This window comes from Saccharicrinis aurantiacus, assembly GCF_947489045.1.
GTDB classification, from domain to species: domain Bacteria; phylum Bacteroidota; class Bacteroidia; order Bacteroidales; family Marinilabiliaceae; genus Saccharicrinis; species Saccharicrinis aurantiacus.
In genome coordinates this window covers 60225-86542 of the sequence record NZ_CANLCN010000005.1, presented here as the reverse complement: position 1 = coordinate 86542, position 26318 = coordinate 60225, and the positions used below count along the sequence as shown (strand labels likewise).

The following is a 26318-nucleotide window of genomic DNA, read 5'->3' as shown; positions in this document are numbered from 1 at the left end:
TTTAATTATCTTAGATCATCTTAAAATTAAACCTTTATCTAATGATCTTGATACTTAGGAGTACAAAAGCTAGGCTCAGCTTGCTTTCTAAAACGATTACCTTAAAAACAAGGCTCTCAATAAATACTTCGCCCCCTCATAAAAAAAATTATCCCACAAAGCTATGTGATAGCTTGCTCTACTTTGAGTACAATCTCCCATAAATTTCAACGAAGGCATCATCAAATAGTGATGGCTTACTTTGGGTTCAACGAAGCCATAATCAAATAGTGATAGCTTCCTTTGGGTTCAACGAAGCCATAATCAAATAGTGATGGCTTCCTTTGGGTTCAGTGAAGTCGTAATCAAATAGTGATGGCTTCCTTTGGGCTCAGTGAAGTCGTAATCAAATAGTGATGGCTTCCTTTAGGTTCCACGAAGCCATAATCAAATAGTGATGACTTCCTTTGGGTTCAACGAAGTCGTAATCAAATTAAAATGACGTATTAAAATATAAAATCCCCTATAGTTTTTTAAATCTATAATAATTTAAAACCTATGATTAAAAAAGTAATGACTACTGTACGCAATGCAGATATTCATGCGCTCAGTACAAAAATTGTAGCGGCAGTAAGCTCTGATATATTGGAGTCAGATGCGCACTTAGGTACCATCACCACGGAGATGGATACCAAAAACAGCCTATTGCTTACGGCTATTAATAAGGATAAAATGCACTCTAGCTTAGAAGAACTAGATGATGAACGCGACCAAGCATTTAAATCGATACTGCAACTAACCGAAGGATATAAACATTATCCTGACGCTACCATTGCAGCCGCAGCGTTAGAAATAGGTGCATTAAATAATAAATATAAAAATGATATTTTAGGCAGTAGTTATAATAGCCAGAATACTTATAGCGAATCGTATTCTGAGGATATGACCAAGCCTAAATATGCCAATGCCATGGCACAACTACCAGGGGTGTTGCCACTATTTGAGTCTTTTAACACAAAGCAACAAGCCTTTGCATCGTCGCAAAATACTTTACAAATGGCGCGTGTTAACGAAGATGAAATGCCAGCTGCCACTGAAATAAAAAAAGAACTGATTAAGATAATCAATGGTAAGTTGGTGGTTTATCTGCAGTTTTTACAAAAAATGGCTACACCTGAATATGCTGAGGTGTGTACGGCAATTGAATTACTAATTGATGCCGAAAACACCAAAATAAAGCAACGTAGCAGTAAACTCAATAATTAATAATAAAAAATGGGGATTTTTAAGGCCATCCGGATTGGGTGGCCTTTTTTTTGGATGAATAGCTTAGTGGATAGATTTACGAGTTAAAAACACGAGCTAAAAGCTCGCGCTAGCTAGAAACGAGGCCGTATAGAGAAATAAATTAATAATCTGCACCAAGAGGTACTAGGTTTAACAAAAAACTTATGATACTACCTATAACCATTATTCCATAAAACATAGCCCAAAACCTCTGCCAGCTGTTGACTTTATATTTTGACACGAACATTGATATTACATAACCAAGCACCAATGAACCGAACAATTGTGATACCATTGAGAAAACACCAATATTTAGTTCCGTTTTTTTAATGAAGAAATTGAATATTAGTGACACAACAAAGAATACTGATATTGTAATTTTATTTCTCATGTATTTATATTTAACATGCTAGCTCCACGCTAGCGCGAGCTTTTAGCTCGTGACTAAAGTATTTTTTTAATTTTAATTACACTAAATTCATCAGCATAATTTGTTGCACTACTATATTTCCAATGGTAAGGTTCGCTTACAAAACCTGATACAACAGGATTATTATGGATATAGTCTATTTTCTGCTGAATTACTTCATTACTCCATAATTCAATAGGCTTATTATGTTGTTGCCAAAACTGGCTTCCTTTTACATTACTATTTTTAAACCCTGCCCTTTTAAACATCCATAACATCCACTCTTTTCTGCTTTCTTGTTGATTTTCCTTTATCAACATTTGAAGTTTCTTTGATGTATAGGTCTTTATTTCCTTAATTAACTTGCCTGGGTTACCATTACTATCCTTAAATATTAAATGAACATGGCTTGGTAAAATGCAATAAGCAAAAAGTACTAGACCTTTCTGTTTTTGACAGAATTCTATACTTTCTGCCATAATTGCAAAATATTGTTCGCGAACAAAAACATCAATCCAATTAACTATAGCGAAACTAATAAAATAAATACCGTCCGGATTATGGAATTTATATTTTCTACTCATTTGAACATTACTTTACTTAAAGATAGAACAAAACATATAAGTTTAGCACACCAGCTAAGTTCATTGATGAGTTTTATGGGATCAGCATACTGCGCACACTTATGGGTTTGTTGAAGCACGAGCTAAAAGCTCGCGCTAGCTGTGGCGCCGTGTTTTAATGCTTGCCTTGGGATCACTTTATGCAGAGCGATGACGCAAAAAAAGCAGCAACCAATTGCTCGGTTACTGCTTTCTCACTCTCTAAATACTACTATTATTGTCTTTTGTCTTCATTCTTTTATTTCACCTCCCACACATCACCAGAGTTCACCAGCTCTTCAAAAGTGTGTACAGAGGTTTGGGCCTGAATCTGCTCTAGCTGATCGTTTACACTTTCATCGTAACTTACCCCTTTTACAGAACGAATTACCCCTAAAGCGACTGGCAATTCCGGATACTCCATATTTGACAATTTACGATGCATCGAAACATGATAACTCTCGGCATCGTGTACCAAAATATCCTCCAATGTATAACCTGCCTCACCAATAGTAACCGCTTTTAGGTTATGGTCTTCATCCATCACAAGCCCTTTATTCCTTTCAGCACCAAAAATCATTTTTTCGCCATGCTTTAAAATAATGGTTCTATCGGCCTTGTGCTTTTTATCGGTAATAGCCTCGTGTGTGTTATCGTTATAGATGACACAGTTCTGCAACACTTCAACAATGGATGCACCACGATGCTTGGCCGCTTCTTCCATTACAGCAACTGATAATTTAATTTCCTTATCGATGGTGCGAGCAAAAAACTGGCTTCGCGCTCCCAAGGCTAATTGCCCAGGGCGGAAAGGATCTTCAACCGTTCCGAATGGCGATGTTTTAGATATAAATCCACGCTTGGATGTAGGTGAGTATTGCCCCTTGGTTAAACCATAAATTTGGTTGTTAAACAGTATTACATTGATATCGATATTTCTTCGAATCAAATGAATAAAATGGTTTCCTCCAATGGCCAAAGCATCGCCATCGCCAGTAATTTGCCATACATGCAAATTAGGATTGGCTACCTTAACTCCCGACGCTACTGCTGAGGCACGCCCATGTATGGTATGGAACCCATAGGTATTCATATAATACGGAAAGCGCGACGAACAGCCTATGCCTGATATCACAGCCACATTATGGGGTTCTACTCCTAAGCTAGCCATGGCTTTTTGCACGGCGTTTAAAATGGCATGATCGCCGCAACCAGGGCACCAACGCACTCGTAAATCGTTTTTATAATCGGTATATTTGAATTCGCAATTTTCGCTCATAATTTATTCCTCCAATAGTTTAGTAAAGTGCGCTTTTAGCTCAACCACAGTAAAAGGTAAACCTTGTACTTTGTTATACTGTAAGTATGGAATCTCAGGAAATGTCATTCTTAAATGATTGGCAAACTGTCCCATATTTAATTCACAAACCACAATTTTTTTGTAGCCTTTTAATACATCATAAGTATTCTTTGGCAATGGATTTATGTAATTAAAATGCGCCAATGCCACCTTAATTTTTGATTCACTATAGAGCTCCTCCACTGCAGTATATAGGTGCCCAAAAGTTCCGCCCCATCCTACAACTAATAAATCACTATCGGCATGACCTAAGATATCTTGCTCGGGAATAAAGTCTTCAATTTTTTTGATTTTATCAGCCCTAGTCTGAACCATTTTTTCATGATTCTGAGCATCGTAAGAAACGGCACCCGATTCTTCATCTTTCTCTAAACCACCAATTCGATGCATGTAATCAGGCGTACCCAATTTAACCCACGAACGGACTAAGGTTTCCGGGTCGCGCATATATGGAAGCCAATCCTTACCCGGTACAGTTGGTCGCACTGCTTTTATCTCAGGATAATCTTTTAAATCAGGAATGCGCCACGGTTGCGTTCCGTTGGCCAAGAAACCATCGGTTAAAAGAATCACAGGCGTCATATGCTCCACTGCTATTTTTGCCGCATAAAAAGCATACTCAAAACAATTAATTGGCGACGATGCAGCCATTACTACACAAGGGCTTTCTCCATTTCGGCCATGCAAGGCCTGCATTAAATCACTCTGCTCGGTTTTGGTTGGCAAACCCGTTGAAGGGCCACCACGTTGCACATTAACTATAACCAAAGGCAACTCTGCAATAACTGCCAATCCAATGGCTTCGCCTTTTAAGGCTAATCCAGGCCCTGAGGTTGAAGTTACTGCCATATCACCGGCAAAACTAGCACCTATGGCCGTGCAAATACCCGCAATCTCGTCTTCGGCCTGAAATACTTTTACGCCTAAATCTTTACGGGCTGATAATTCTTGCATTATTTCAGTGGCCGGAGTAATAGGATAAGAACCCAAAAACAACTCCAAATTAGCCTTCTGAGCAGCGGCTATTAAGCCCCATGCAACCGCGGTATTTCCGTTTAGGTTTCTATATTTGCCCGGTTTAATTGATGCCGGATTGATATGATAAGATGGAGTTACAGCCTGAATAATTACGCCGTAATCAAAACCCTCTTTAAGTACTTTAAGGTTAGCCTCAACAATAGCCGGATTTTTAGCAAACTTCTTCTTTATGTATTTATTAGTATGCTCAAGCGGACGATCGAATAACCAATACACCAAACCTAAGGCATACATATTTTTACTACGTAGGATACTTTTGTTATCTAAACCCATATCCTTTAAACTCTCTTTAGTAAGAGCTGTAATGGGCGCTTTAATAATATTATAATCGCCTAGCTTATCTTCCACAATCGGATCATCGCTTACATAGCCAGCTTTGCGCATACCTTTTTCATCAAAGCTATCCACATCCATTATAATGGTACCACCATGTTTTACCCATTTACCATTTGCTTTTAGAGCTGCCGGATTCATGGCCACCAATACATCTGCATAATCGCCAGGAGTATATACTTCGGTACGTCCTAGGTGAACCTGAAAACCAGAAACTCCACCTATGGTTCCTTGCGGCGCTCTAATCTCGGCCGGATAATCGGGAAATGTAGAGATATCGTTTCCAAAAATGGCGGATGCATTTGAGAATAGTGATCCTGACAACTGCATTCCGTCACCAGAATCTCCTGAGAAGCGGACAACTACTTCGTCGCGCTCAATAATCTTTGAACTTCTTGCCATATGCTTAGCAAATTTGAGAGGGTTAAAACCTATGTGAATTTCTTTTAAGGATAGTAAAGGTAGCAAGTGCCCTTTGATTTATAAGTTGATTAACGTCAGTGTTTAAGAACATAAAAAAAACGAATTCCGTCTAATCTAAAAATTTTATAAGCTTATCGCCGATAGAGGTGTTTAGACAGGATGGGTACATCATTTTTTTTATAAAAGATACAATTTCAACCATATGAAATATGAAGTGTACATCAGTTAATTAGAAAATATGTAATTTTGAAGAAATAAATATTTTTTAAACAATGGCATTAATTAAAGAAGTAAGAGGATTTACTCCTGAAATTGGAGAAAATGTATATTTAGCTGAAAACGCTACTATTATAGGTGATGTGGTGATAGGAAACGACTGCAGTATTTGGTTTAATGCTGTTTTACGTGGTGATGTAAACTCTATTAAAATTGGTAATAAAGTAAATATTCAGGATGGCTCGGTATTACACACACTGTACCAGAAATCGACTATTGAAATTGGCGATAATGTATCGGTTGGACATAATGTAACCATACATGGTGCAAAAATAAAAAATGATGTGCTTATAGGAATGGGCGCTACCATTTTAGATGATGCTGTTATTGGCGAGAATTCTATTATTGCAGCCAATTCACTTATTTTAAGCAATACTGTGGTTGAACCAAATAGTATTTATGCAGGTGTTCCGGCAAAAAAGGTGAAAGATATTGAGCCTGAGCAAACCAAAGAAATGGTGAATAAAATTGCCAATAATTACTTGATGTACGCAAGTTGGTATAAAGAGGATGGAGAAGAGTAAATCTGCATGAAAAGTTGTAGTCTAATTTTATTGAGTTCTGAATTACTAAACTCATAGCATGGAGATAATTCTCAATATTATAATAGCAGGCTTTTTTGTTTGGTTAACCACTGATCTATTAACTAATAAAGAAGACAAAAAGAATGTAAAGAAAAGATTAGAAGTTTTAAGCGAGATTAAAGGCGGTGATAAATGGTACCATCTTAAAGGTAAAATGGTTGCATTTATATTAATTACCTCAATCGGAATATTCGCATTTCTCATATCTCTATTCTTATCATAGCTATTCAAAACTTCTTATCTGAATATTCGATAAAAGTAGCTCCCATTACATATTCTAGTATAATTTAAAATCCTGTTAAGTACTTAGCAGGATTTTTCTTTTAGAATAAAAATATCCCTGCCACTCCAGCCAAAACGATGAGAAGTATGGGATGTATTTTTTTTACTTTGGTGCTGATTAATAAACACACTGCGGAAAGTGCAATGGCAATGTAGTTGATGTTTTGATAGTTATTCTCGAAGAAACTTTGATCGGCAATATGGTAACCTGCAAACAATATTAGAGCCACTGTTACGGGTTTGAGCGCAGCAAAAATAGCTGTTTTAAGTTTATGCTCTTTAATACGACGGAGTATTCCGGATAGAATTAGCATTACGATGATGGATGGTGCTGCTAAAAAAGTGGTGGCCACAACTGCTCCGGGTAATCCGGCAACGCCCACGCCAACATAACTAGCAGTATTCATGGCAATGGCTCCGGGTGTCATTTGTGCCAAGGAAAAGAAATCAAAAAACATATCGGGTGTCATCCAATTGTTCCTTTCTAATTCTTCAATGATAAGTGGTATCATGGCCATACCTCCACCGAAGTTAAATAGGCCAATTTTAAAAAATGAGATGGCTAAATTAAACAGATCCTTCATTACTTGGTTTCTCCTTCCTTTGTTTTTGTAATTATAGGTTCTAGAAAATAGATTCCTACTCCTGAAATTATCCCGAGTATGATGGCCATAATTGGATTCAGCCCCAAGAAAAGACCTAACAGAGCAGCTAAAAAGATAAAGAACTGCAAATGGTTTTTAATGCCTGTTTTAAAGAGTTTGTATACCGAATGAATAATCATTGCCACCAAACAGGCACGAATGCCTAAAAAGGCCTTTTGTACGTATTCATTGGTCATGCTATTTCCCATTAAGAAATATAAACTTGTAACAATAATCAGTGAAGGCAATATAATTCCGGCAGAAGCCAAAATACCGCCTAATATACCGCCTTGTTTATTGCCAATATAGGTAGCCGCATTAATGGCGATGGTACCTGGTGTCATCTGCGAAATAGAAAGTATTTCTAGGAGCTCATCTTTAGTAATCCACTTTTTATTTTCAATTAACTCGCGTTCTAGCAAAGGGAGCATGGCATATCCTCCTCCAAACATGAAGGAACCAACCTTTAAAAAGGATAAAAAAAGCTGGAAATTATCTTTAAATTTTAACATTGGAAAGGTGTATACAAATTTAAGACCAAGTGGGCCTTTTAAGTATTACTGAAACAAATTTATTTGTGTTACTTCAATATCCTGCTTGAGAAAGAAACCTGCGGTTTGCTTAAACTTATCGGCATTCTCGGTGGTATAGTATTGAACGCTTCCGCCACGAGTACATTTTTTATCCATCTTGGGGTGACGTTGCAAATAATCGACTAAACTATTGGCTACAATAGAACCTTGAGATAGAATATTGATATGCGCAGGTGTATACAATTTAATTTTATCCATTAACATGGGATAGTGCGTACATCCGAGTATAACGGTATCAATATCAGAATTCAATTGCAAGAGCTTCTCGATATGTTGCTTCACAAAATAATCAGCACCTGCTTTATTTGATTCTCCATTCTCTACTAACGGCACCCACATCGGACATGCTTCTTGGTAAACCTCAATATTACTTGATTGCTTTTGAAGTTCGAGTGGATACGATAAGGATTGTACCGTTCCTGTAGTTCCTAACACACCAACCATGGCTGTTTTTGTAATTTCAGCAACATACTCCACGCTTGGTCGGATAACGCCTAAAACACGCTTATTTGAATCTATATTGGGCAAATCCTTTTGCTGTATTGTCCTCAGCGCTTTTGCTGATGCTGTATTACAGGCTAGAATTACCAAATGGGCACCCATGGAAAACAATTCCTTTACTGCCTCTAATGTGTATTCGTAAACAATATCAAAAGAACGTGTACCGTAGGGCGCACGAGCGTTATCGCCTAAATAAATAAAATCATTATTAGGCAACTTTTTTCGTAATTCTTGAAACACGGTTAAACCTCCGTATCCAGAATCAAAAACAGCTATTGGTCCGCTTATATTATTCATTATATGGTACAAAAAAAGGATGATTATTAAATCATCCTTTAAATATATAGTATTTATTCTTTTTTACATTGTAGCTAACTTAGCTTTTACTAAGTCTTCAACATCTGTACTTTGAGCAGAATGGTAAACCACAATACGAGAGCTTACGTCGAAGATGTAAATGAAGCCATTATCAGCACCTACAGCATCAATAGCTTTTTGTACTTTCTCAATAATTGGCTGCAATAATTGTTGCTCTTGTTGTTGTAAGTTTTGTTGCGCTAATTGTTGGAAATTTTGAAGACGTTGACTGATTTCTTGGATTTCTTTCTCCTTAGTTGCACGAATTAACTCAGCTAACTCGTCTCTTTTCTCCATATAATCTTTGTACTTAGCATCTAACTCATCGTTCATCACCTTAAGGTTTTGATCTAATTTTTGAGCTTCTGCTTGAAGTTTTTGATCAGCTTCTAATTTTTCTGGTAATTCAGATACTAATTTTTGAATATTAAGGTGTCCGAATTTTAAGTCTTGTGCGAAAGTATTTGCGCTAAAAACGATTGCTGCAATTACTAATACTAATTTTATAGATTTCATTATTTCTTTTTATTTGATATCAATTTGATAGTTATAGTTACTAACTAACTTGATGATTAATACAACATTAAATTATAAACCCAATTTAGCTTTTACTAAATCAGATACATCAACACTTTTTTGTGATTTATAAACAGCTAAACCACCAGCTTCTTCAAATATATAAAGAAAACCATTCTCTTCACCTACTTGCTCAATTGCCGTAGTAACTTTCTCGAATATTGGTGTTTTTAACTCTTGCTCTTTCTTTTGAAGGTTCTGTTGTGATGTTTGGTAAAAGGCTTGAACCTTTTGGTTACCTTCTTGAATCTGAGTTTCTAGTGAAGCTCTTTCTTCAGCAGGCATTGTTTGTAAACGGTTCACATAATCCATTTGAATCGTTTTTAAAGACTCCTGCATATCAGTAAGTTGTGCTTCTAATTTAGAATACTCAGTTTGTAACTGCGTTTCAACAGATTTCAATTCTGGCATTTCGGCCAAAATAGCTTGTGTATTCACATGACCAAATTTCATTGGTGTTTGTGCTTTCACAGTGCTCAATCCGAACACAAAAACACATAACATTAATAACTTAAATATTTTCATTTATTTCAATTTAGCATTAGAACCTACATATCAGATATGCATTGTACATATTACAAATGTTCCTTTTGATTTTCAGATTAATATTAATTTTTATATCCTAATTTCTTTAGAATCTCATCACTCTTATCATACTTTGGATCAGAGAATAGCACAACTCCACCTGATGCTTTATCAAAGATGGCTGCGTAACTATTGTCTTCTACCATTTCTCTAATGGCATTGTAAATATCATCTTGAATTGGTTTTATTAAAGCTTCGCGCTTTTTACCTAATTCACCCTCTGGTCCGAAATATTTTGTTTGTAAAAGCCTCGCTGACTTTTCTTTATTAACAATCTCCTCTTCCTTTTTGATTTTCATCTCATTAGATAAAAAAACACTTTCGGTTTGGTAGTTCTTATACATAGTTTCTACCTCACTATAGATTGCTTCTATTTCTTTTTGCCATTTTTCAGATGCCTGATTTAATTGCTCATTGGCAGCTTCGAATGCAGGAACATTTTTTAATATATAGTCCGTATCTACAAAAGCATATTTCTGTGCATACATATTTACAGTACACAAAAGAACAACTAGAAAAAAGAATATTTTTTTCATACTTTATTTAGTTTAACATATTAAACAAGGTTACGTTGCAAAAATCAAACCACAATTAGAACTGTTGCCCAATTACAAAGTGGAATTGACTTCCATTGGCATTTGGATTTCCATAAACATCGTCGAAACCATACCCCCAGTCAATACCCATTAACCCAAAGATTGGCAGGAAGATACGAACACCAACCCCGGCGGATCGTTTCAGATCGAAGGGACTATATTGATCGAACTCACTCCAGGCATTACCTGCTTCAAGAAATGCCAATGCATATACTTGAGCTGAAGGTTGTAAGGTCAGTGGATAACGCATTTCAAAAGTCATCTTATTATAGATATTACCATCTTGCTGACCAAATTGATTATACGGAGTTAATGAATTATTACTGTAACCCCTTAGTCCAACAACCTGACTACCATACATATTAAAGCCAGACATTCCATCACCCCCTAAAGTAAACTTCTCAAACGGGGATCGAACATTTTTATTATAATATCCGAGGAAGCCCATTTCGTACTTGGCCATGATCACCAGTTTTTCTGCTTTATCGAGTGGCGTAAAAATGGAACCTTGCGTAGTCCATTTATGATATTCGATTAATTGGTATAAATCTTCTTGGGCTGCACTTCGCGTATCGTAATCACTTGAAGTTGCATCCGCATTTAATTTTTCATAATCCTTGTCGACAAACATTGACCATGGCGGAGTAAACTCAACTCCAATATTAAATGTTGAACCTCTACGAGTATATAAAGGATTATCAATAGAGTTACGAGATAACATTACTTTGAAATGGAGATTTTGGGAAATTCCATTTTCCATAATAAAATACTGCCAGTTCTTAAGATCATATACTTGGTAACTTGCTTCTGTATAAACCGAGAACCAATCATCAGGCCATGATAAACGTTTTCCAAATCCAACAGAAACTCCTGTTGTTTTCATATGTTGATCAATTTCTGACTGATCGTAAATATAATTTGGATAACCACCATAACCATAACCTCCACCTAGGCCACTATTATAATATGGATTGTTATAACCTGAGCTACTTGAAACTCCACTTTGAATTGAGTGATAAGCAGATACACTTAATGAGTTTGGTTTTTTACCACCTAACCAAGGCTCAGTAAATGAGATACTATATGATTGGAAAAATTTACCATTAGTTTGTGCTCTAAGCGATAAGGTTTGTCCATCTCCTGTTGGTAGTGGTCTCCAAGCCTCTTTATTAAAGAAGTTTCTCACAGAAAAATTTGTAAATCGTAAACCAAGAGATCCTACAAACATACCTGCACCCCAACCTCCGGATAACTCAATTTGGTCATTTGCTTTCTCTTCTAGATTATATACTAGATCTACAGTACCATCTTCTGGATTTGGATTTACCTCAGGATTAATATTTTCTGGATTGAAATGACCCAATTGAGATAATTCTCTAATTGTACGAATTAACTCAGACTTACTAAATAACTGTCCTGGTTTAGTTCTAATCTCACGACGCACAACATGTTCGTGTGTTTTTGTATTACCATTAATAACAATATTATTAATAGTAGCTTGCTTACCTTCGTATATTCTCATCTCCAAATCAATGGTGTCGCCATATACGCGAACCTCAATGGGTTGAATATTTGAAAATAGGTAACCATTATTCATATATAAGTTATGAACAGCATCGTCATCTTGAAATAAACGCTCGTCTAATAACTTTTGATTGAATACGTCTCCTTTTTGTAAACGGAGTACGGCGCTCAAATAATCTCCAGGATATATACTATTACCTATCCAAGAAATATCTCCCAAGTAATATTTGTTACCCTCCTCAACTTTTACTTTAACATCAACAGTATTATCATCATTTCTTGTAATTGAATCGTATTCAATTACCATATCACGATAACCTAATTCGTTATACTTGTCAATTACGGCAATTAAGTCTTCTTGGTACTGCTCATCTATAAATTTCTTGGTTCTAAAGAAGTTAAGGATCTTACCTTTCTCATTGGTTTTCTTCATAGCCCTATTTAGCTTGCTGTCAGAAATAACCTCATTACCAATAAATTCGAGAGTTCTTACTTTTACTTTCTCCTTTTTATCAACAGTAATATCAAGATAAACGTGGTTTACTTTAGCTGTATCATCCTTTTGTACAATACGTACCTCGGTGTTATAGAAACCTTTTGCTACGAAATAATCTGCGATATATTTTTCCGATCTAGTAATTAAGAATGGTGTTACCTGATTACCCTTCATCATGGCTACCTTTTCAGCCACAGTTTCCATTTCTGATTTCTTTAAGCCATAATAGTTGATGTCAGATAAACGTGGTCTTTCTCTCAACTTGATCGTAAGCCATATTTTCCCTTTCTCTGTTTTATCAGCTAAAATCTTCACGTCCGAAAAAAGTCCGTGTTCCCAATATTTCCGTATTGCTTCTGAAATTTCTTCACCTGGGATATTTAACTTCTGACCAACCGCTAACCCTGAAAGATTAACCAATATTTTCGGATCATAGTTCTGTATTCCCTCAACATTTATGTCTGCTATTTCGTATGTGCGAGGTGCACCAGAGTAGCTAATATTCGGGACATTTTGTGCCTGAATATTAAATGCGGTAAATAATAATATGGAAATATAGATTAGTTTTATTTGTTTAAGCATTGCTATACTCTCTATGTATCATTGTTATTTATAATTGTTCACTAGTTTTGCCAAACCTTCTTTCTCTACTTTGATAGTCGAATAAAGCTTCGTAAAAATTTTCTTTTGTGAAATCAGGCCAAAGCACATCACAAAAGTATAACTCTGCATAAGCTAGCTGCCACATTAAAAAGTTACTTAAGCGCAACTCTCCACTTGTTCTAATCATTAATTCAGGATCTGGAATACCGCCAGTTGTTAATCGTGATGAAAATAGGTTCGCATCGATTTCATCAATATTTAAATCATTACTCTTAACAGACTGAGCAATTGACTTAACAGCCTCCGTAATTTCCCATCTTGAACTATAGTTTAATGCTAAATTTAAAGTTAGTCCGGTACAGTGATCTGTATTTTCAATACACTCTTGTAACTTCTTTTGCACCTTTTTAGGCATATTATCAACACCTCCAATAACCTTTAACCTTACATTGTTTTTAACCAATGTTTCAGTTTCGGCACTAATTGTAGATACCAACAAAGCCATTAGGGCATCAACTTCTAATTTAGGCCTATTCCAATTTTCCGTTGAAAATGCGTAAACAGTTATATATCCTAATTCTAATTCTGCTCCTGCCTCTATAACTCTTTTTACCGCCTTAACACCATGTTTATGACCAAACATACGGGAATTCCCTTTCTTTTTGGCCCATCTACCATTACCATCCATAATGATGGCTACATGTTGGGGTAATTTATTTTTTATCAGTTCGTCTTTTACTGACATATCAATTTCTTTGCCTTATCGTTTAAAACCTCCGTTACATTGGCCCTTACGCTTAAACATGCTATAAGTTACCATTACTCCTGCAAAAGAGTACCAATCATTATTATGCACTCCATTATTTGAACCAAACCCATATGGATCGTTAGGATTAATAGGTAAGTTATGTCCAACTACGTCTAAGTCATCCACAAAAGTTTTTCTAAAACTCCACTCTAAACCTACCCTAAACCTATTATTTAACTTATACTTGAGCCCTGCTCCGAATGGCAAAGATAATATAAAAACTGTTTCCTCAGAGTAATTTTCAGGTTCTGTACCAAATCTTTTATAAGCAGTAGTTCCAAGGCCAACTGAAACATAGGGTGTCCAATTTGAATTTTTATCGAACCAATGATCATACGACAAAAAATTAAACTCTAATTGAATTGCTGCATCTCCAATCGGTCTATCAAATGAATATTCCACATTCCCCTCTGGAAAAACTATATCATTTTCGTGATAACTCCCCTTTAACCTTGCCATAGTGAGCGATCCTTTTACAGCATATCTATCATCAATTACATAACGACCAACTCCGCCCAATGCGAGTGAAGAATTATTGAACTGCTTACTCGGGTTTAAATCGCCTAAGTAATAAGAAGCCCCTACAAAACCACCAATCTCAATTCTATCTTGAGAATAAAGCTTATTGAAACCTGATTGGAACACCAATATGCAGATACATACAGAAACACTTAATAATGCTTTATTTATTCTATATGTATTTACAATACTGTTACTCTGCATTTTCTGCTTTAATGTTTTTAACAAAGTGTACAAATGTAATATTTTAATACAAAACTCAATTTTATAAAGCTTGATTTTTGGCCCTTAAACTAGCCTTTAACCTAACTTTAACTAATTGCAATAATCTTATATAGTTATAATAGATATAACCCTAATTGTATAATAATATTGTATTAATATTTTTGCTTTATGAAGTATACCACAAAACTCCCCTAGTAATGAAAGGTATCAATACTTAGTAATTTCTTTTATCTGCTCCCCACATCAGTTTGTTTCTCAAAGTCTGATTGTAGCTTATCCCTGGCAAATCAACAACAGATATGCTAAAATCTGCCTTTTTTACTCTAAGCTCAATTGAATCTTCAAAAACAACACTTCGCGAATCTAGTGATGCCAGAAACTTATCAGCCCTACCTTCAACCTTGAGTGTTATTTGCATATCGTTGGGCACAATAATAGGCCTTACAGTTAAATTATGCGGTGCTATAGGATTAATTATAAAACTTTTAGAGGATGGATGAATAATAGGGCCACCTACACTTAACGAATATGCAGTAGAGCCAGTTGGCGTTGCAATAATAAGCCCATCGGCCCAATAAGAATTTAACAACTCACCATTTAAATAGGTATGAATTGTTACCATTGAGGCACTATCACGCTTTTGAATTGTTAATTCATTTAAGGCAAAGTTTAAATCGCCAAATAAACCGGCGTCCGTTTCAAGGCACAATAAGTCAAGTTGTTTATATTTTAAGTTTCCTGAAAATATGTAACTCAAAGCACTCTCAATTTCTTCTTTTGCCACATCCGCAAGAAACCCAAGGCGCCCACTATTTATGCCTAATATTGGAATGGAAGCATCACGAACTAAAGTTACAGCTTCTAAGAATGTACCATCGCCACCAACACTAATAAACACATTGATATCAGATAATTCTGCACGAGAATTAAAGGTACCATCAACCTTAATAGCATCAGAATCTAGACTCTGTATGAAGTCGTAGAAATCACTATAGATAATAATTTCAGCCCCACGCGAGCGAAGTTCATTGCATAGAAACAAACAGTGTGGAAGAAAACTAGGTGAAAATTGTTTACCAAAGATGGCTATACGCATAATTCAGTTTACCTTAATAATATATCGCAAATGTAGAAAGTAGATTTATTTCATCAAAGTAATAAATCATATTATATCGCAAAGCAGCACATTGTAATTGCGTATGAATTATAAAGACATATTGACGTGAATATAAAAACCACTTTGTCCAAATTTATTTATGGCATAGTTTACACTCAATACTCTATCGTAATAAGTGACCATATCAATACCCAATCCATAACTATATAAAAATGTATTACTCATAAAGTTACTTGGATCTTGATTAGCATCATATACATATCCTGTATCGAAGAAAGTACGAAGGTAAAAGGCATAATGTAGTTTCGAAAACTGCTTTAATGGTATAAATTTCAGGTTCGCGGTTTGGGTTGGCACTAACTCAAAAATTACTTTTTGCTTTGAGTAAGCATAGCTTGTTCCGCGTATTACATTATACTCATATCCATTTAAAAACTCACTGGTCCCTAAACCCTTATTAAAAACAAATGGATTGTCTTTTGATGAACCATATTTACTACCAAACTGCCATCCATAGTAAAACCGTTTATGAATATTACCAAACTGGAGATATTCAAGCTGTAATGCTAAATCGTTATAGGTACTGGTAAAAATACCAAACCCACTTTTTAAAGCACTTGCCCTTAATAGATTTCCGCGCAATGGAAAAACCTTAGAATCTCTATAGTCGATACTGTAACTATACTTTAAACTTAAAAATTCAAGTGAAGTATTTCCATCAAGCAAATAGTCGGGGTTTAATTTAGCAACTGTATCAGCAATGTGTATGGCGTTATAGCCAATATTAACACTATGACGATTTACATGATTGCTTCTATATTTAAAAAGTACATTCACTAAGCTTTCCTGCTGAGCAAAGCCACTTTCTACTTTTATTACATTATCAACATTATTTAATGTATTATAAGATACTTGTGCATTGGCACGATACCTAAGCATAGCTCCCCACCCTAATTTGTAATTGTAATCTGCTGACTCGTATGACAAATCAAATTCATTTAGAAAACCCAGTCTAATTTTAAAGCGAACAATTTCGTTCATACCCCTAAAATTTTCCTTTTTAAGATACAAGCCATAATTAATTCTTGACCAATCCCCAGTCTTAAAAAAGGTACTTAGATTCCTATCCCCTTGTTCTAAAATTGGCAATGCCCACAAATACCATCGTTCATCAACTTTAATATCCATGTAAAGCTGTTCTTCATCGGTAAGCCAATAATTGATATACACAAAGTTAAAGAGAGAAGTATTGTTTAAGTTGTTCTTTGATTGAAGGATTTGATTATGCAGGTCCTCCTTTACAATAGAATCGCCAATATGAAAGAGTAGTTCGTTATAAATTATTTTAGCCTTTGTTTTTTCGTTACCCGAAAGAAATATTTTTGTTACAACAAGAGTATCCTTGGCCTCGGTGAGGTCAATTTCCATAATACTGTCTTTACCTTTTGCAGATGAAAAGGCACCATAAAATAATAGAAAAAACAATAATATGAACTCCGGTTTATTTGTAATAAAACATTTTAACAAAATATATTAGGCATAACTAAACATTTAAATACCTCAATAAGGCATCATAATTTTTCTTGATAACTTCGTCTACTGCATTATACTCAGAATAAGAAGCCAAAACAGTATACTCGTACCGATCAAAGGCATTTAAAACGGGAGAGATATCTTCACGGTTCAGCTTAATGGTTATTTTTAAAAGTGATTCACTTTCGTGTTGATTTACATAAAAACTTAGCACCTTAGCTTCTGCATCTTCAATTATTCTTGCAATTTCTGAAATGGAATAATCATGAACTGGAACTTCAAGTTCAATGATTCCACCTGGTGCATGAGCATCAATTAAACTGGCAAATTCCTTCAGTAAATCAGATTGGGTAATCATACCCAAATACTCCTTATCCCTTGATAAAACGGGAACCCCAGTTAACTGAAGCCTTGATGCCAACTCAATAACACTATATATGTGTTGATTATCATAAACATAAGGAAACGTTAGTGAAAGTTGATGATTTCCTAAGGCTTGATCGGGTTTATTTAAATCAAAGATATCGGTATCAGCTATTAAGCCTAAAAACTCAGTATTGTTAACAATAGGAAGATGCGACACCCTAAATACTTCCATCCAATTAAGGGCATCCAAACCTGTATCTGAAGTTTTCAATGCTGGTATTAAATCTGATATTAAATCCTTTGCTAACATATATTACTTATAAAAATACTCTTACCTTTGCGATTAATTAAAGCCTCTATTTTTAAACGAGACTCAGCTTAAATTTACTTTCATATAACTAAACAACCAAGATATATATAGGTTTATTTAGTAGTTTTAGATTAATGAACTGAGTATCATGATTAACAGTGATTAATGACAAAATTAAGCGTAAACATAAATAAGATTGCCACTCTTCGAAATTCAAGAGGTGGAGTAATGCCAAATGTGGTAAAAGCAGCTACTGACGTTCAACTTTTTGGCGCCGATGGTGTAACTGTTCATCCTCGACCAGATGAGCGACATATTAGATATCAGGATGTAAGAGATATTTCTCCGATTATAAAAACGGAATTTAATATTGAGGGTTACCCTAACAGAGAATTTATTGATTTAGTAAAAAGTGTAAATGCTCATCAGGTAACATTAGTTCCCGACCCTCCTGAAGCCTTAACCTCAAATGCTGGTTGGGATACCATTGCTAATAAAAGTTTATTGCAAGATATTATTGCTGAATTTAAAGAAGCGGGTGTAAGAACTTCAATATTTATTGATACCGATTTAAAAAATATTGAGAACGCTGTTGAAACAGGCACCGATAGAATTGAATTATATACAGAACCTTATGCAACTGATTATCCCAATAACAAAGAAGCTGCAGTAGCACCTTTTGTTGAGGCGGCTAATTTGGCACACAAACTTGGGTTGGGTATTAATGCTGGGCACGATTTAAGTTTAGAGAACTTAAAATTCTTTTCTGAAAACATTCCGTTTTTAGATGAAGTATCTATTGGCCATGCGCTTATTTGCGATGCTTTATACATTGGTTTAGAAGAAACTGTTAAAGCCTACAAGGCACAATTAGTAAAGTAAATGTCGGTTCAGTTATTTTATCGTAAGTTAGGCGAAAATGGGGCTCCACTTATAATTATCCATGGACTTTATGGTGCTTCGGATAATTGGCTCACTATTGCCAAACAGCTTCAGGACAGGTTTAGAGTTTATATTGTTGACCAACGTAATCATGGTCAGTCGCCACATACCGAGGAGATGAACTATGATGTAATGGCCGATGATATTAAGCAACTAATGCTTGATGAGAATTTGGATACGGCTACCATTATTGGACACTCGATGGGAGGAAAAACAGCAATGACTTTAGCGCTAAAATATCCTGAGTTAGTGGATAAATTGGTGGTGCTTGATATTGCTCCAAAATCGTATGGCAACTTTAGTAATTATGCCAAAATAACCAACGATCATCAAAATATAATTGACGCTCTTTTATCGGTTAAACCCGATGAATACAAAAGTCGCAGTGCTGTTGATAAGTATTTAGCTCCAAAAATAACCAATACAATGGTGCGTTCATTCTTGTTAAAAAACATCACTCGAAATGCAGATGGTACTTTAATGTGGAAATTAAACATTAAAGTATTGGCCGAAAATTTGGAGCTGATAATGGATGGATTCTCTGATAAGAACTACAAGGAGTTTGATTTTAACAAAACCGTGGCTTTTATTAATGGCGAAAAATCGCCCTATATTCTTGAGGAGGATTTACAGTTGGTTAGAAACTTATTTCCATCGGCACAAACTGCCACTATTCCTAACGCAGGACATTGGTTACATGCTGAACAACCGGAGTTATTTTTGAAAACATTGCTGTATTTTATTGATTAATTTTTGCTGATGCAAAAGTGAAATACCCTATTGCATAGCTGCAATCGGCGATTACAAAAGTGCAGTTTTTTACAGAAAACATAGTTTATGCCAATGCGCCCAGATAGCAGCGGCAGCCCTTTGTTGTTTTTGCTTAGCAGAACTTAGCTGGCGGATGCGACTTTAGGAGCACACGCACCGCTTAGTAATGCTTGCAAAAAACAAAAAAGGCTAGAGCGAATAGCTGGATAAAGCGCCCCAATTATAACAAACATGGTTAAATTGAGCGCTGAACGTAATCGTCTTCAATTAAGGGTTTGCCCATGAGGCGCAGAAGCAATTGGGCTGTGGCAAGCACATCTTTTTCGCAATAAATGGCAATTCTATCCAAATCGTTATCTTTATAATACACGCTAGCTACTTGACTACCGTCGATATCATCTTTGGGTGTTGGAATGTTAAAAATGGCCGTTAAAAGACTAAGCGAGGTATAGTGTTTATAATCGCCAAATTTCCAAAGATCGAGGGTATCGATAAACTTAACTTCCCAAGGCTTTTTGCCTGCAATATCGAGGCACTGCGGCAGTTTTAGCCCATTGATGAGCATGCGACGCGCAATGAATGGAAAGTCGAATTCTTTAGCATTGTGCCCACACAAATTGTTATCAAAGTTTTTTTGCATAAAACCTTCGAGCATATTTGAGAATTCAATGAGTAATTGCTTTTCATCGTGGCTAGCAAAACTTTTTACTTTAAAATGCATTTCGCCTTTTACCCAGTGTATGATGCCGGCTGAAATGCAAACTATTTTTCCGAACTCGGCATATATACCAGCACGCTGATAAATATCGGCAGGAGTTTGTTCTTCCTTTAAGAAGAATTCGGCTTTTTTATCCCATAGCTTTTGAAATGTTTCGGGCACATCGCTATAATTGGCGTGTTGCGGAACAGTTTCAATATCGATAAACAGGATATTCTCGGGCTTTAAATTGTTTAGCATAATTGAGTTTTTGAATGATAAATATAACAATTGAATTGCAATTTGAGGCGAATAGACCTTTGATAAATTTGCTACTTACGCGATGAAATATTCTATATTTGCAACAATATTTACCTATGAAATTGATAACATGATTAAACACGTAGTACTATTTAAACTTAAGGATTTTGAATCAGCCGAGGCTAAAGCTGATAAATTAAACGAAATTAAAATGGCATTAGAAGGTTTGCTAGGAAAGATAAGCGAACTAAAAACCATTATTGTGGGAATTAACTGTAACGAAAACGAGAGTTTTGATTTTGCGCTTGAAACTACTTTTGAATCAATGGAGGCAATGGATGTTTATGCAAAACACCCTTTACATGTAGCTATTGTTACTGATATTATTAAACCTTTTGCCGAAAGCAGAGCTTGCGTTGACTACCAATTATAAGCTAAATATGATGACTAGACAGCTCTTCGTTATTGTTTTGTTTGCGCTGATTATTGGATGCAAGCAAAACAATAATATAAGTATAGAACCAAGTAACCCTCTGATTAAATATGTTGGTAGAATTGATTTTTCAGATGCCAATGCACCCGAAATATTTTGGAGTGCAAGCGAAATTGAAATTCAATTTACAGGTACTTCTGTTTCGGCCACTTTAGTGGATGAAAAAGGTTTAAACTATTTTAATGTAGTTATTGATAAAGATTCTGTTTATCCGCTAAAGCTGGATAAGGGCAGTAAAACTTATTTACTGGCAGAAAAGCTTGATGGTAACATTCCGCATACCATTGAACTTATTAAACGAAATGAATTTAAAACGGGTAAAACGGCTTTCAAGGGTTTTTATATTGAAGATGGAGAGTTATTACAAACCGCAGCTAACTCGGGCCGCTTAATTGAGTTTTTTGGCAATAGTATTACCTCGGGATATGCTATTAACGACAATACTGGGGGTGATTCGCCCGACAGTACTTACACCAATAATTATGCGACTTATGCTGCATTAACGGCACTACACTTTGATGCGGATATGCATGCAACAGTGCGCGAAGGAACGGGTATTATGGTGAGTTGGCACGAGCATATTATGCCAGAGATTTACAATAGAGTAAATCCTTACGACTCAACCAGTATTTGGGATTTTAAGAAGGCAACCCCTCATTTGGTGGTAATTAATTTAATGCAGAACGATAGTTGGATTGTAAAACAAAAGAATTACCCTGAATTTATCCGACGTTTTGGCGATACTGCTCCAAGCCCACAAGAAATTATTAAGGCTTACGCCGATTTTGTTGCTTTAGTAAGAGCGGAATATCCGAATACTCCTATAATATGTGCCCTTGGAAGTATGGATGCCACAAAAGAAGGTAGTGAGTGGCCGGGTTATATTAAATCGGCTGTGGCTTCGTTAAATGACAAGGCCATTTATACGCACTTTTTTAAATACACTAATAAAAAGGGGCACCCTAGAGCTGATGATAATAAAATAATGGCAGAAAGCTTAATTACTTTTATTGAAGATACTTTAGCTTGGAAATAATATACAAAAAAAATCCTCAATTTGTATTGAGGATTTTAATTAGCGTAGATTCTAACTTAGTTTAGTTTTCTAACAGAATGTCTATCAACCCACATGTTACCGTGTGCAGACTTCCACATAACTCTTGTTTTGGAAGTTTTGTACAATTTTGAATCAGATTCAGTTTTTGCTACCTCGGTACTTGGAGCTTTTGCAGCTTTTGCTCTTGGACGTGTGTTTGTTTTTGCTTCAACACTTACAGCTGTCATTCCTAAAACAGCTAATGCTAATAATAACTTTTTCATACCTGTGCTTATTAATTATTTTCTGATATGATGTTACGCAAATCCCGTACCTAAGATACTTTACAATACACTGCTATACAACACATTAAAATCACACTTAGGGTATGAGTTAGAAAATATATTATTCTACATCATCTAACTACATTTACAGCATAGCTACTTAAAAAAATAACAAACTTTAAGAAGTTGTCACCTCAATAAAAACTAGGCGAATGATAGAAACTAAAAGAAAAAAATATTTGCATTTTTATTAGAACTACCTACAAATACACTCCAAAACCACACGAGAAGAGGTTATATTGTGGATTTGCAATACGAAGATGCTCATAACTTAATGAGAATTTCCACCTTTTAATATGGTAGCTTGCCCTCAATTCTATTGTATTTACATTTTGAGTATTTATTTTACTCCATAAAAACTCTGAATATATACTCACATTATTGATTGCAAAACTCTCTAAATTAAAACCATAAGTAAAGCCCCATTTATTAACACCTGAAGCAATATAATCAGCCCCTAAGGAATACCCTAAATTAAATATTGGAAAACGAATACGATCATATGCCAATGTTGCATGAAAAAGAGAAAGATGCTCATTGCCTCGATCAGGTAAAACTTCGAGTAGCTCGCGATAATCGGCCTTTATATATAAATACTTAGTGGGACGAAACTTTACATTCAGATGGTTACCATATATAGATTCTGTATTTGCAAAAAATGAATTGTGAATATCAATACGAACCTTTTGTACTAAATCAGAACCGGCAATGGCACTAATATAATTACCCGTTTTAAAATCTACATAAGGGTATGTAGTAATGCTATTATGTAAATGATATTCCTTACCGTATAAGCCAACGGTACTCACATAAACTACACCTGCCACAGCTTTTACAAATAGATCGGCAAAAAAATTATCGGAATACTCCTCATCAAAGAAACTTGAGCCAGAACCGCCTGAATGCTGTTCGTAAACTATAGGTGATTGCGAGGATGATGACTGGGATCCTTGTTCTACTTGATCTTTAGAGGTTTTTAATTTACTCTGGGCTGATACATTAAAACCAATTGCACAAACAATTAGTAACGAAACGGTTATTTTAAACATTAGATTAGGGTAACTGATTCAAACAAAAAAAGCCCTCAGTAAACTGAAGGCTTTGCAATATAATTGATTTATTTTATAAATCCGAAGAGTAAATAGCTTGTGGCAGCTCGCGTAAGTTATACTGATTTGCCATTACTTCGCCATAAGCACCCGCTGAACGAATGGCAATTAAATCACCACGTTTGGTTTCTGGTAGAGTAACAGCCTTACCGAAACAATCGGATGACTCACAAATAGGACCCACCACGTCGTACTTCTGATCAGCACCCAATGAAGTAAGATTATCTATTTTGTGATAAGCTTGATACAAAGCCGGACGAATTAAATCGCTCATACCTGCATCAACAATAGCAAATGAAGTATTTACACCTTCTTTCACATAAATAACTTTACTCATTAAAGTTCCGCACTGCGCAACAACTGAGCGGCCTAATTCAAAGTGAACTTCTTGTCCTTCCTTAAGCTCTAAGAAATCACCGAACACTTTAAAGAATGCTTTAAAATCAGGAATTGGGTTTTCCACTGGCTTTTCGTAGTCAATACCTAATCCTCCACCCACATTAATAATCTGCGGGAAATAACGATTCTGCTCAAACCATTCTTGTAGCTCGTTTACACGAACACACAATTGTTTAAACGATTCTAAATCCTGAATTTGAGACCCAATGTGAAAATGAATTCCTTTAAACTCAACATTCTTAAGGTCTTTAAATTTGGCCATTACTTTTTCAAGATCCCAAATATAAATTCCGAATTTATTCTCCTCTAAACCTGTGGTAATATAATGGTGTGTATTTGCTTTAACATTAGGATTTATCCTTAAAGCAATACCTGCAACTTTACCTGCTTTCTCAGCTAATTCATTAATTACTTCTAGCTCAGGAATCGACTCCACATTAAAGCAACCAATATTATTATTTAAGCCAATATTAATTTCCTTATCTGATTTACCAACACCTGCAAACACTACTCTATCTGAAGTAAATCCTGCCTCTATAGAAGCGGCAACCTCATTCCCACTTACACAGTCAGCACCAAATCCGAACGAATTAATGGTTTTAAGTATACGCTGATTGGCATTAGCTTTTACCGCGTAATGAATATGGTAATTGTATTTTTCCGATTCCTTTTTAATGGTTCTGAGGGTATCATCCAACAAATCCATATTATAATAATAAAAAGGAGTTTCTATCTCTTGCAGTTTATTTAACGGAAACATGCTCATTCTCTTCTGCTATTAAAACAAATTGTTATTTAGCACATTAAGTGCCTCTTTTTTAAATTGACTCTCGATAACTACAGAAACATTAAAGTTACTTCCTCCATATGAGATCATACGAATAGGAATTTCTTTTAATGCCTCAAATATTTTATTGGCATGACCTTTTGTATCACTTACTAAATCGCCAACAATACAAACGATAACCTGGTCTGTACATACATCAACCGTTCCAAACTTCTTTAAGTCGTCAACTATTTCATGTACATGTTTATCATCATCAATAGTTATAGATACACCCACCTCTGACGTTGATATCATATCAATAGGCGTTTTATAACTTTCAAATATTTCAAACACCTTACGCAAGAAACCGTATGCTAATAACATACGTCCCGACTTAATTTTAATTACAGTAATATTATCCTTTGCAGCAATGGCTGTAATACGTCCTTTCTGCTGTTGCGATGAAATTAATGTACCCGGTGCTTCAGGTTCCATTGTATTGAGCAATCGAACGGGGATATTGTTTACCTTGGCAGGTAAAACACATGTAGGATGCAATATTTTCGCTCCAAAATAGGCCAACTCTGCAGCCTCATCAAACGATAAGTTGGTAATAGAATACGTTCCCTCTACAAAACGAGGGTCATTATTGTGCATCCCATCAATATCTGTCCAAATTTGAATTTCAGTAGCATTAAGAGCTGCTCCAACCAAACTAGCAGTATAATCACTACCGCCACGTTGCAAATTATCTATTTCTCCAAAAGCGTTTCGAGAAATAAAACCTTGTGTAATATATATTTCTGCCTCTCCTGCTTTTTCTAATTCTTTTTGAATATTCTCTTTGATATAAGCAGAATCAGGTTCTTGATTCTTATCAATACGCATGAAATCAAGCGCTGGCAATAATGCCGACTTCTCTCCTTGCTCTGCTAAATAATAATGAAACATTGCTGTTGATAACAATTCACCTTGAGCTAAAATAGCTTTCTCTTCGTGAGCAGTGAACATATCAATGGTAAAGCTTTTTATATAATCAAAATGAGAGTTTACCAATTCCTTAGCCTTTGCCTTGGTTTCTTCCTTGGTGTATAGCAATTCAATTTCTTCGTAATACTTTTGTATTAAACCCGAAATTACTTCATTGGCTCCGTCGTTATTCTTTTTATACAAGTAATTTGCAATTTCAACAAGGCTGTTTGTTGTGCCACTCATTGCACTTAAAACAACTACTTTCAAACTTCCATCACAAACTAAAGAGGCTACTTCTTTCATTCGTGCGGCTGACCCTACAGATGTACCTCCAAACTTTAAAACTTTCATATTTATTAGACATTAGAATTAAGACAAAAACAAATTGGCAACTTATTTACACCTAAGTTCATTTTATGTCCCAATGATTTCATTATAATCAAACTTAATTAATTGATACAAAACTAAGAGATTCTTTTTTAATATCTATAAAAGGAAATAATAAAAACAAGAATATCACAAATTGTTAAATATTTAACACATGTTGGAATATTATTCATAATCACGACAAATGGAATAAACCTAAATTACTCGTGCAAGTA

Annotated in this window: 27 protein-coding genes; 7 read left to right on the top strand and 20 right to left on the bottom strand. The window is 35.4% G+C overall.

Annotated features, from left to right (window positions below; all coding sequences use genetic code 11):
* The first annotated feature begins 537 nt into the window (after positions 1-537).
* Positions 538-1245 carry a DUF6261 family protein gene (locus tag QMO11_RS07605; RefSeq protein ID WP_282036740.1) on the top strand — a complete coding sequence of 236 codons (708 nt, stop codon included), beginning with the start codon at positions 538-540 and terminating at the stop codon, positions 1243-1245.
* 465 nt (positions 1246-1710) lie between these two features.
* Here QMO11_RS07605 and QMO11_RS07600 read toward each other — a convergent pair whose 3' ends face one another.
* The 3 genes from QMO11_RS07600 to QMO11_RS07590 all read right to left on the bottom strand — a co-directional run bounded on the left by QMO11_RS07600 (position 1711) and on the right by QMO11_RS07590 (position 5410).
* On the bottom strand, positions 1711-2259 hold the full coding sequence (locus tag QMO11_RS07600) for an REP-associated tyrosine transposase (protein ID WP_282036739.1): 549 nt from the start codon (positions 2257-2259) through the stop codon (positions 1711-1713).
* Between the two features lie 277 nt (positions 2260-2536).
* Positions 2537-3556: a 2-oxoacid:ferredoxin oxidoreductase subunit beta gene (locus QMO11_RS07595; protein ID WP_282036738.1), complete on the bottom strand. Its 1020-nt coding sequence runs from the start codon at positions 3554-3556 to the stop codon at positions 2537-2539.
* A 3-nt stretch (positions 3557-3559) separates the two neighbouring features.
* Complete coding sequence (locus QMO11_RS07590) at positions 3560-5410, bottom strand: 2-oxoacid:acceptor oxidoreductase subunit alpha (RefSeq protein WP_282036737.1); 1851 nt, start codon at positions 5408-5410, stop codon at positions 3560-3562.
* Positions 5411-5703: 293 nt separating this feature from the next.
* On the opposite strand from QMO11_RS07590, the gene QMO11_RS07585 reads away from it, so the two are divergent.
* Positions 5704-6231, top strand: coding sequence for a gamma carbonic anhydrase family protein (locus QMO11_RS07585; protein ID WP_075603453.1), 528 nt, complete (start codon positions 5704-5706; stop codon positions 6229-6231).
* Between the two features lie 58 nt (positions 6232-6289).
* Complete coding sequence (locus QMO11_RS07580; RefSeq protein ID WP_075603454.1) at positions 6290-6514, top strand: hypothetical protein; 225 nt, start codon at positions 6290-6292, stop codon at positions 6512-6514.
* Positions 6515-6614: 100 nt separating this feature from the next.
* On the opposite strand, the gene QMO11_RS07575 is transcribed toward QMO11_RS07580, so the two are convergent.
* The 12 genes from QMO11_RS07575 to QMO11_RS07520 form a co-directional block, all read right to left on the bottom strand.
* Complete coding sequence (locus QMO11_RS07575) at positions 6615-7157, bottom strand: chromate transporter (RefSeq protein WP_075603455.1); 543 nt, start codon at positions 7155-7157, stop codon at positions 6615-6617.
* Positions 7157-7729, bottom strand: coding sequence for a chromate transporter (locus QMO11_RS07570; protein ID WP_282036736.1), 573 nt, complete (start codon positions 7727-7729; stop codon positions 7157-7159). Before QMO11_RS07570 ends, QMO11_RS07575 begins: the two co-directional genes overlap by 1 nt.
* Positions 7730-7774: 45 nt before the next feature.
* On the bottom strand, positions 7775-8608 hold the full coding sequence (gene murI, locus QMO11_RS07565) for a glutamate racemase (RefSeq protein WP_282036735.1): 834 nt from the start codon (positions 8606-8608) through the stop codon (positions 7775-7777).
* A gap of 63 nt (positions 8609-8671) precedes the next feature.
* Positions 8672-9184, bottom strand: coding sequence for an OmpH/Skp family outer membrane protein (locus QMO11_RS07560; protein ID WP_075603458.1), 513 nt, complete (start codon positions 9182-9184; stop codon positions 8672-8674).
* A 72-nt stretch (positions 9185-9256) separates the two neighbouring features.
* Positions 9257-9769: an OmpH/Skp family outer membrane protein gene (locus QMO11_RS07555; RefSeq protein ID WP_075603459.1), complete on the bottom strand. Its 513-nt coding sequence runs from the start codon at positions 9767-9769 to the stop codon at positions 9257-9259.
* Positions 9770-9852: 83 nt separating this feature from the next.
* On the bottom strand, positions 9853-10365 hold the full coding sequence (locus QMO11_RS07550) for an OmpH/Skp family outer membrane protein (protein ID WP_075603460.1): 513 nt from the start codon (positions 10363-10365) through the stop codon (positions 9853-9855).
* Positions 10366-10420: 55 nt separating this feature from the next.
* Positions 10421-13027 carry a BamA/OMP85 family outer membrane protein gene (locus tag QMO11_RS07545; RefSeq protein ID WP_282036734.1) on the bottom strand — a complete coding sequence of 869 codons (2607 nt, stop codon included), beginning with the start codon at positions 13025-13027 and terminating at the stop codon, positions 10421-10423.
* Positions 13028-13055: 28 nt separating this feature from the next.
* Positions 13056-13793: an undecaprenyl pyrophosphate synthase gene (gene uppS / locus QMO11_RS07540; RefSeq protein WP_282036733.1), complete on the bottom strand. Its 738-nt coding sequence runs from the start codon at positions 13791-13793 to the stop codon at positions 13056-13058.
* A gap of 15 nt (positions 13794-13808) precedes the next feature.
* Positions 13809-14579 carry a type IX secretion system protein PorG gene (gene porG / locus QMO11_RS07535; RefSeq protein WP_282036732.1) on the bottom strand — a complete coding sequence of 257 codons (771 nt, stop codon included), beginning with the start codon at positions 14577-14579 and terminating at the stop codon, positions 13809-13811.
* Positions 14580-14814: 235 nt separating this feature from the next.
* A complete protein-coding gene (locus QMO11_RS07530; RefSeq protein WP_282036731.1) occupies positions 14815-15696 on the bottom strand; it encodes an NAD kinase in 882 nt (293 codons plus the stop codon).
* Between the two features lie 108 nt (positions 15697-15804).
* Positions 15805-17145, bottom strand: a complete 1341-nt coding sequence (locus QMO11_RS07525) for a BamA/TamA family outer membrane protein (RefSeq protein ID WP_282036730.1) — start codon at positions 17143-17145, stop codon at positions 15805-15807.
* A 115-nt stretch (positions 17146-17260) separates the two neighbouring features.
* Positions 17261-17926 (bottom strand): CBS domain-containing protein, encoded by a 666-nt coding sequence (locus tag QMO11_RS07520; RefSeq protein ID WP_282036729.1) that lies wholly within the window; start codon positions 17924-17926, stop codon positions 17261-17263.
* A gap of 165 nt (positions 17927-18091) precedes the next feature.
* Between QMO11_RS07520 and QMO11_RS07515 the strand changes: the two genes are divergently transcribed.
* Together QMO11_RS07515 and QMO11_RS07510 are read left to right on the top strand one after the other, a co-directional pair.
* Positions 18092-18808 carry a pyridoxine 5'-phosphate synthase gene (locus QMO11_RS07515; RefSeq protein WP_075603466.1) on the top strand — a complete coding sequence of 239 codons (717 nt, stop codon included), beginning with the start codon at positions 18092-18094 and terminating at the stop codon, positions 18806-18808.
* Positions 18809-19618, top strand: coding sequence for an alpha/beta fold hydrolase (locus tag QMO11_RS07510; RefSeq protein WP_282036728.1), 810 nt, complete (start codon positions 18809-18811; stop codon positions 19616-19618).
* Positions 19619-19874: 256 nt separating this feature from the next.
* Here the strand turns inward: QMO11_RS07510 and QMO11_RS07505 are convergent, their stop codons facing one another.
* Positions 19875-20597: a 3'-5' exonuclease gene (locus tag QMO11_RS07505; protein ID WP_282036727.1), complete on the bottom strand. Its 723-nt coding sequence runs from the start codon at positions 20595-20597 to the stop codon at positions 19875-19877.
* Positions 20598-20679: 82 nt separating this feature from the next.
* Here QMO11_RS07505 and QMO11_RS07500 point away from each other — a divergent pair, with 82 nt between their 5' ends.
* Together QMO11_RS07500 and QMO11_RS07495 are read left to right on the top strand one after the other, a co-directional pair.
* On the top strand, positions 20680-21030 hold the full coding sequence (locus tag QMO11_RS07500; protein ID WP_282036726.1) for a Dabb family protein: 351 nt from the start codon (positions 20680-20682) through the stop codon (positions 21028-21030).
* 7 nt (positions 21031-21037) lie between these two features.
* Positions 21038-22126 (top strand): SGNH/GDSL hydrolase family protein, encoded by a 1089-nt coding sequence (locus tag QMO11_RS07495; protein WP_282036725.1) that lies wholly within the window; start codon positions 21038-21040, stop codon positions 22124-22126.
* A gap of 56 nt (positions 22127-22182) precedes the next feature.
* On the opposite strand, the gene QMO11_RS07490 is transcribed toward QMO11_RS07495, so the two are convergent.
* From QMO11_RS07490 to QMO11_RS07475, 4 genes are all read right to left on the bottom strand, one after another.
* On the bottom strand, positions 22183-22410 hold the full coding sequence (locus QMO11_RS07490; RefSeq protein ID WP_282036724.1) for a hypothetical protein: 228 nt from the start codon (positions 22408-22410) through the stop codon (positions 22183-22185).
* Between the two features lie 260 nt (positions 22411-22670).
* Complete coding sequence (locus QMO11_RS07485; protein ID WP_282036723.1) at positions 22671-23519, bottom strand: hypothetical protein; 849 nt, start codon at positions 23517-23519, stop codon at positions 22671-22673.
* A 73-nt stretch (positions 23520-23592) separates the two neighbouring features.
* Complete coding sequence (gene lysA / locus QMO11_RS07480) at positions 23593-24744, bottom strand: diaminopimelate decarboxylase (RefSeq protein ID WP_075603472.1); 1152 nt, start codon at positions 24742-24744, stop codon at positions 23593-23595.
* 12 nt (positions 24745-24756) lie between these two features.
* Positions 24757-26067 (bottom strand): aspartate kinase, encoded by a 1311-nt coding sequence (locus QMO11_RS07475; RefSeq protein ID WP_282036722.1) that lies wholly within the window; start codon positions 26065-26067, stop codon positions 24757-24759.
* Positions 26068-26318: the final 251 nt, after the last annotated feature.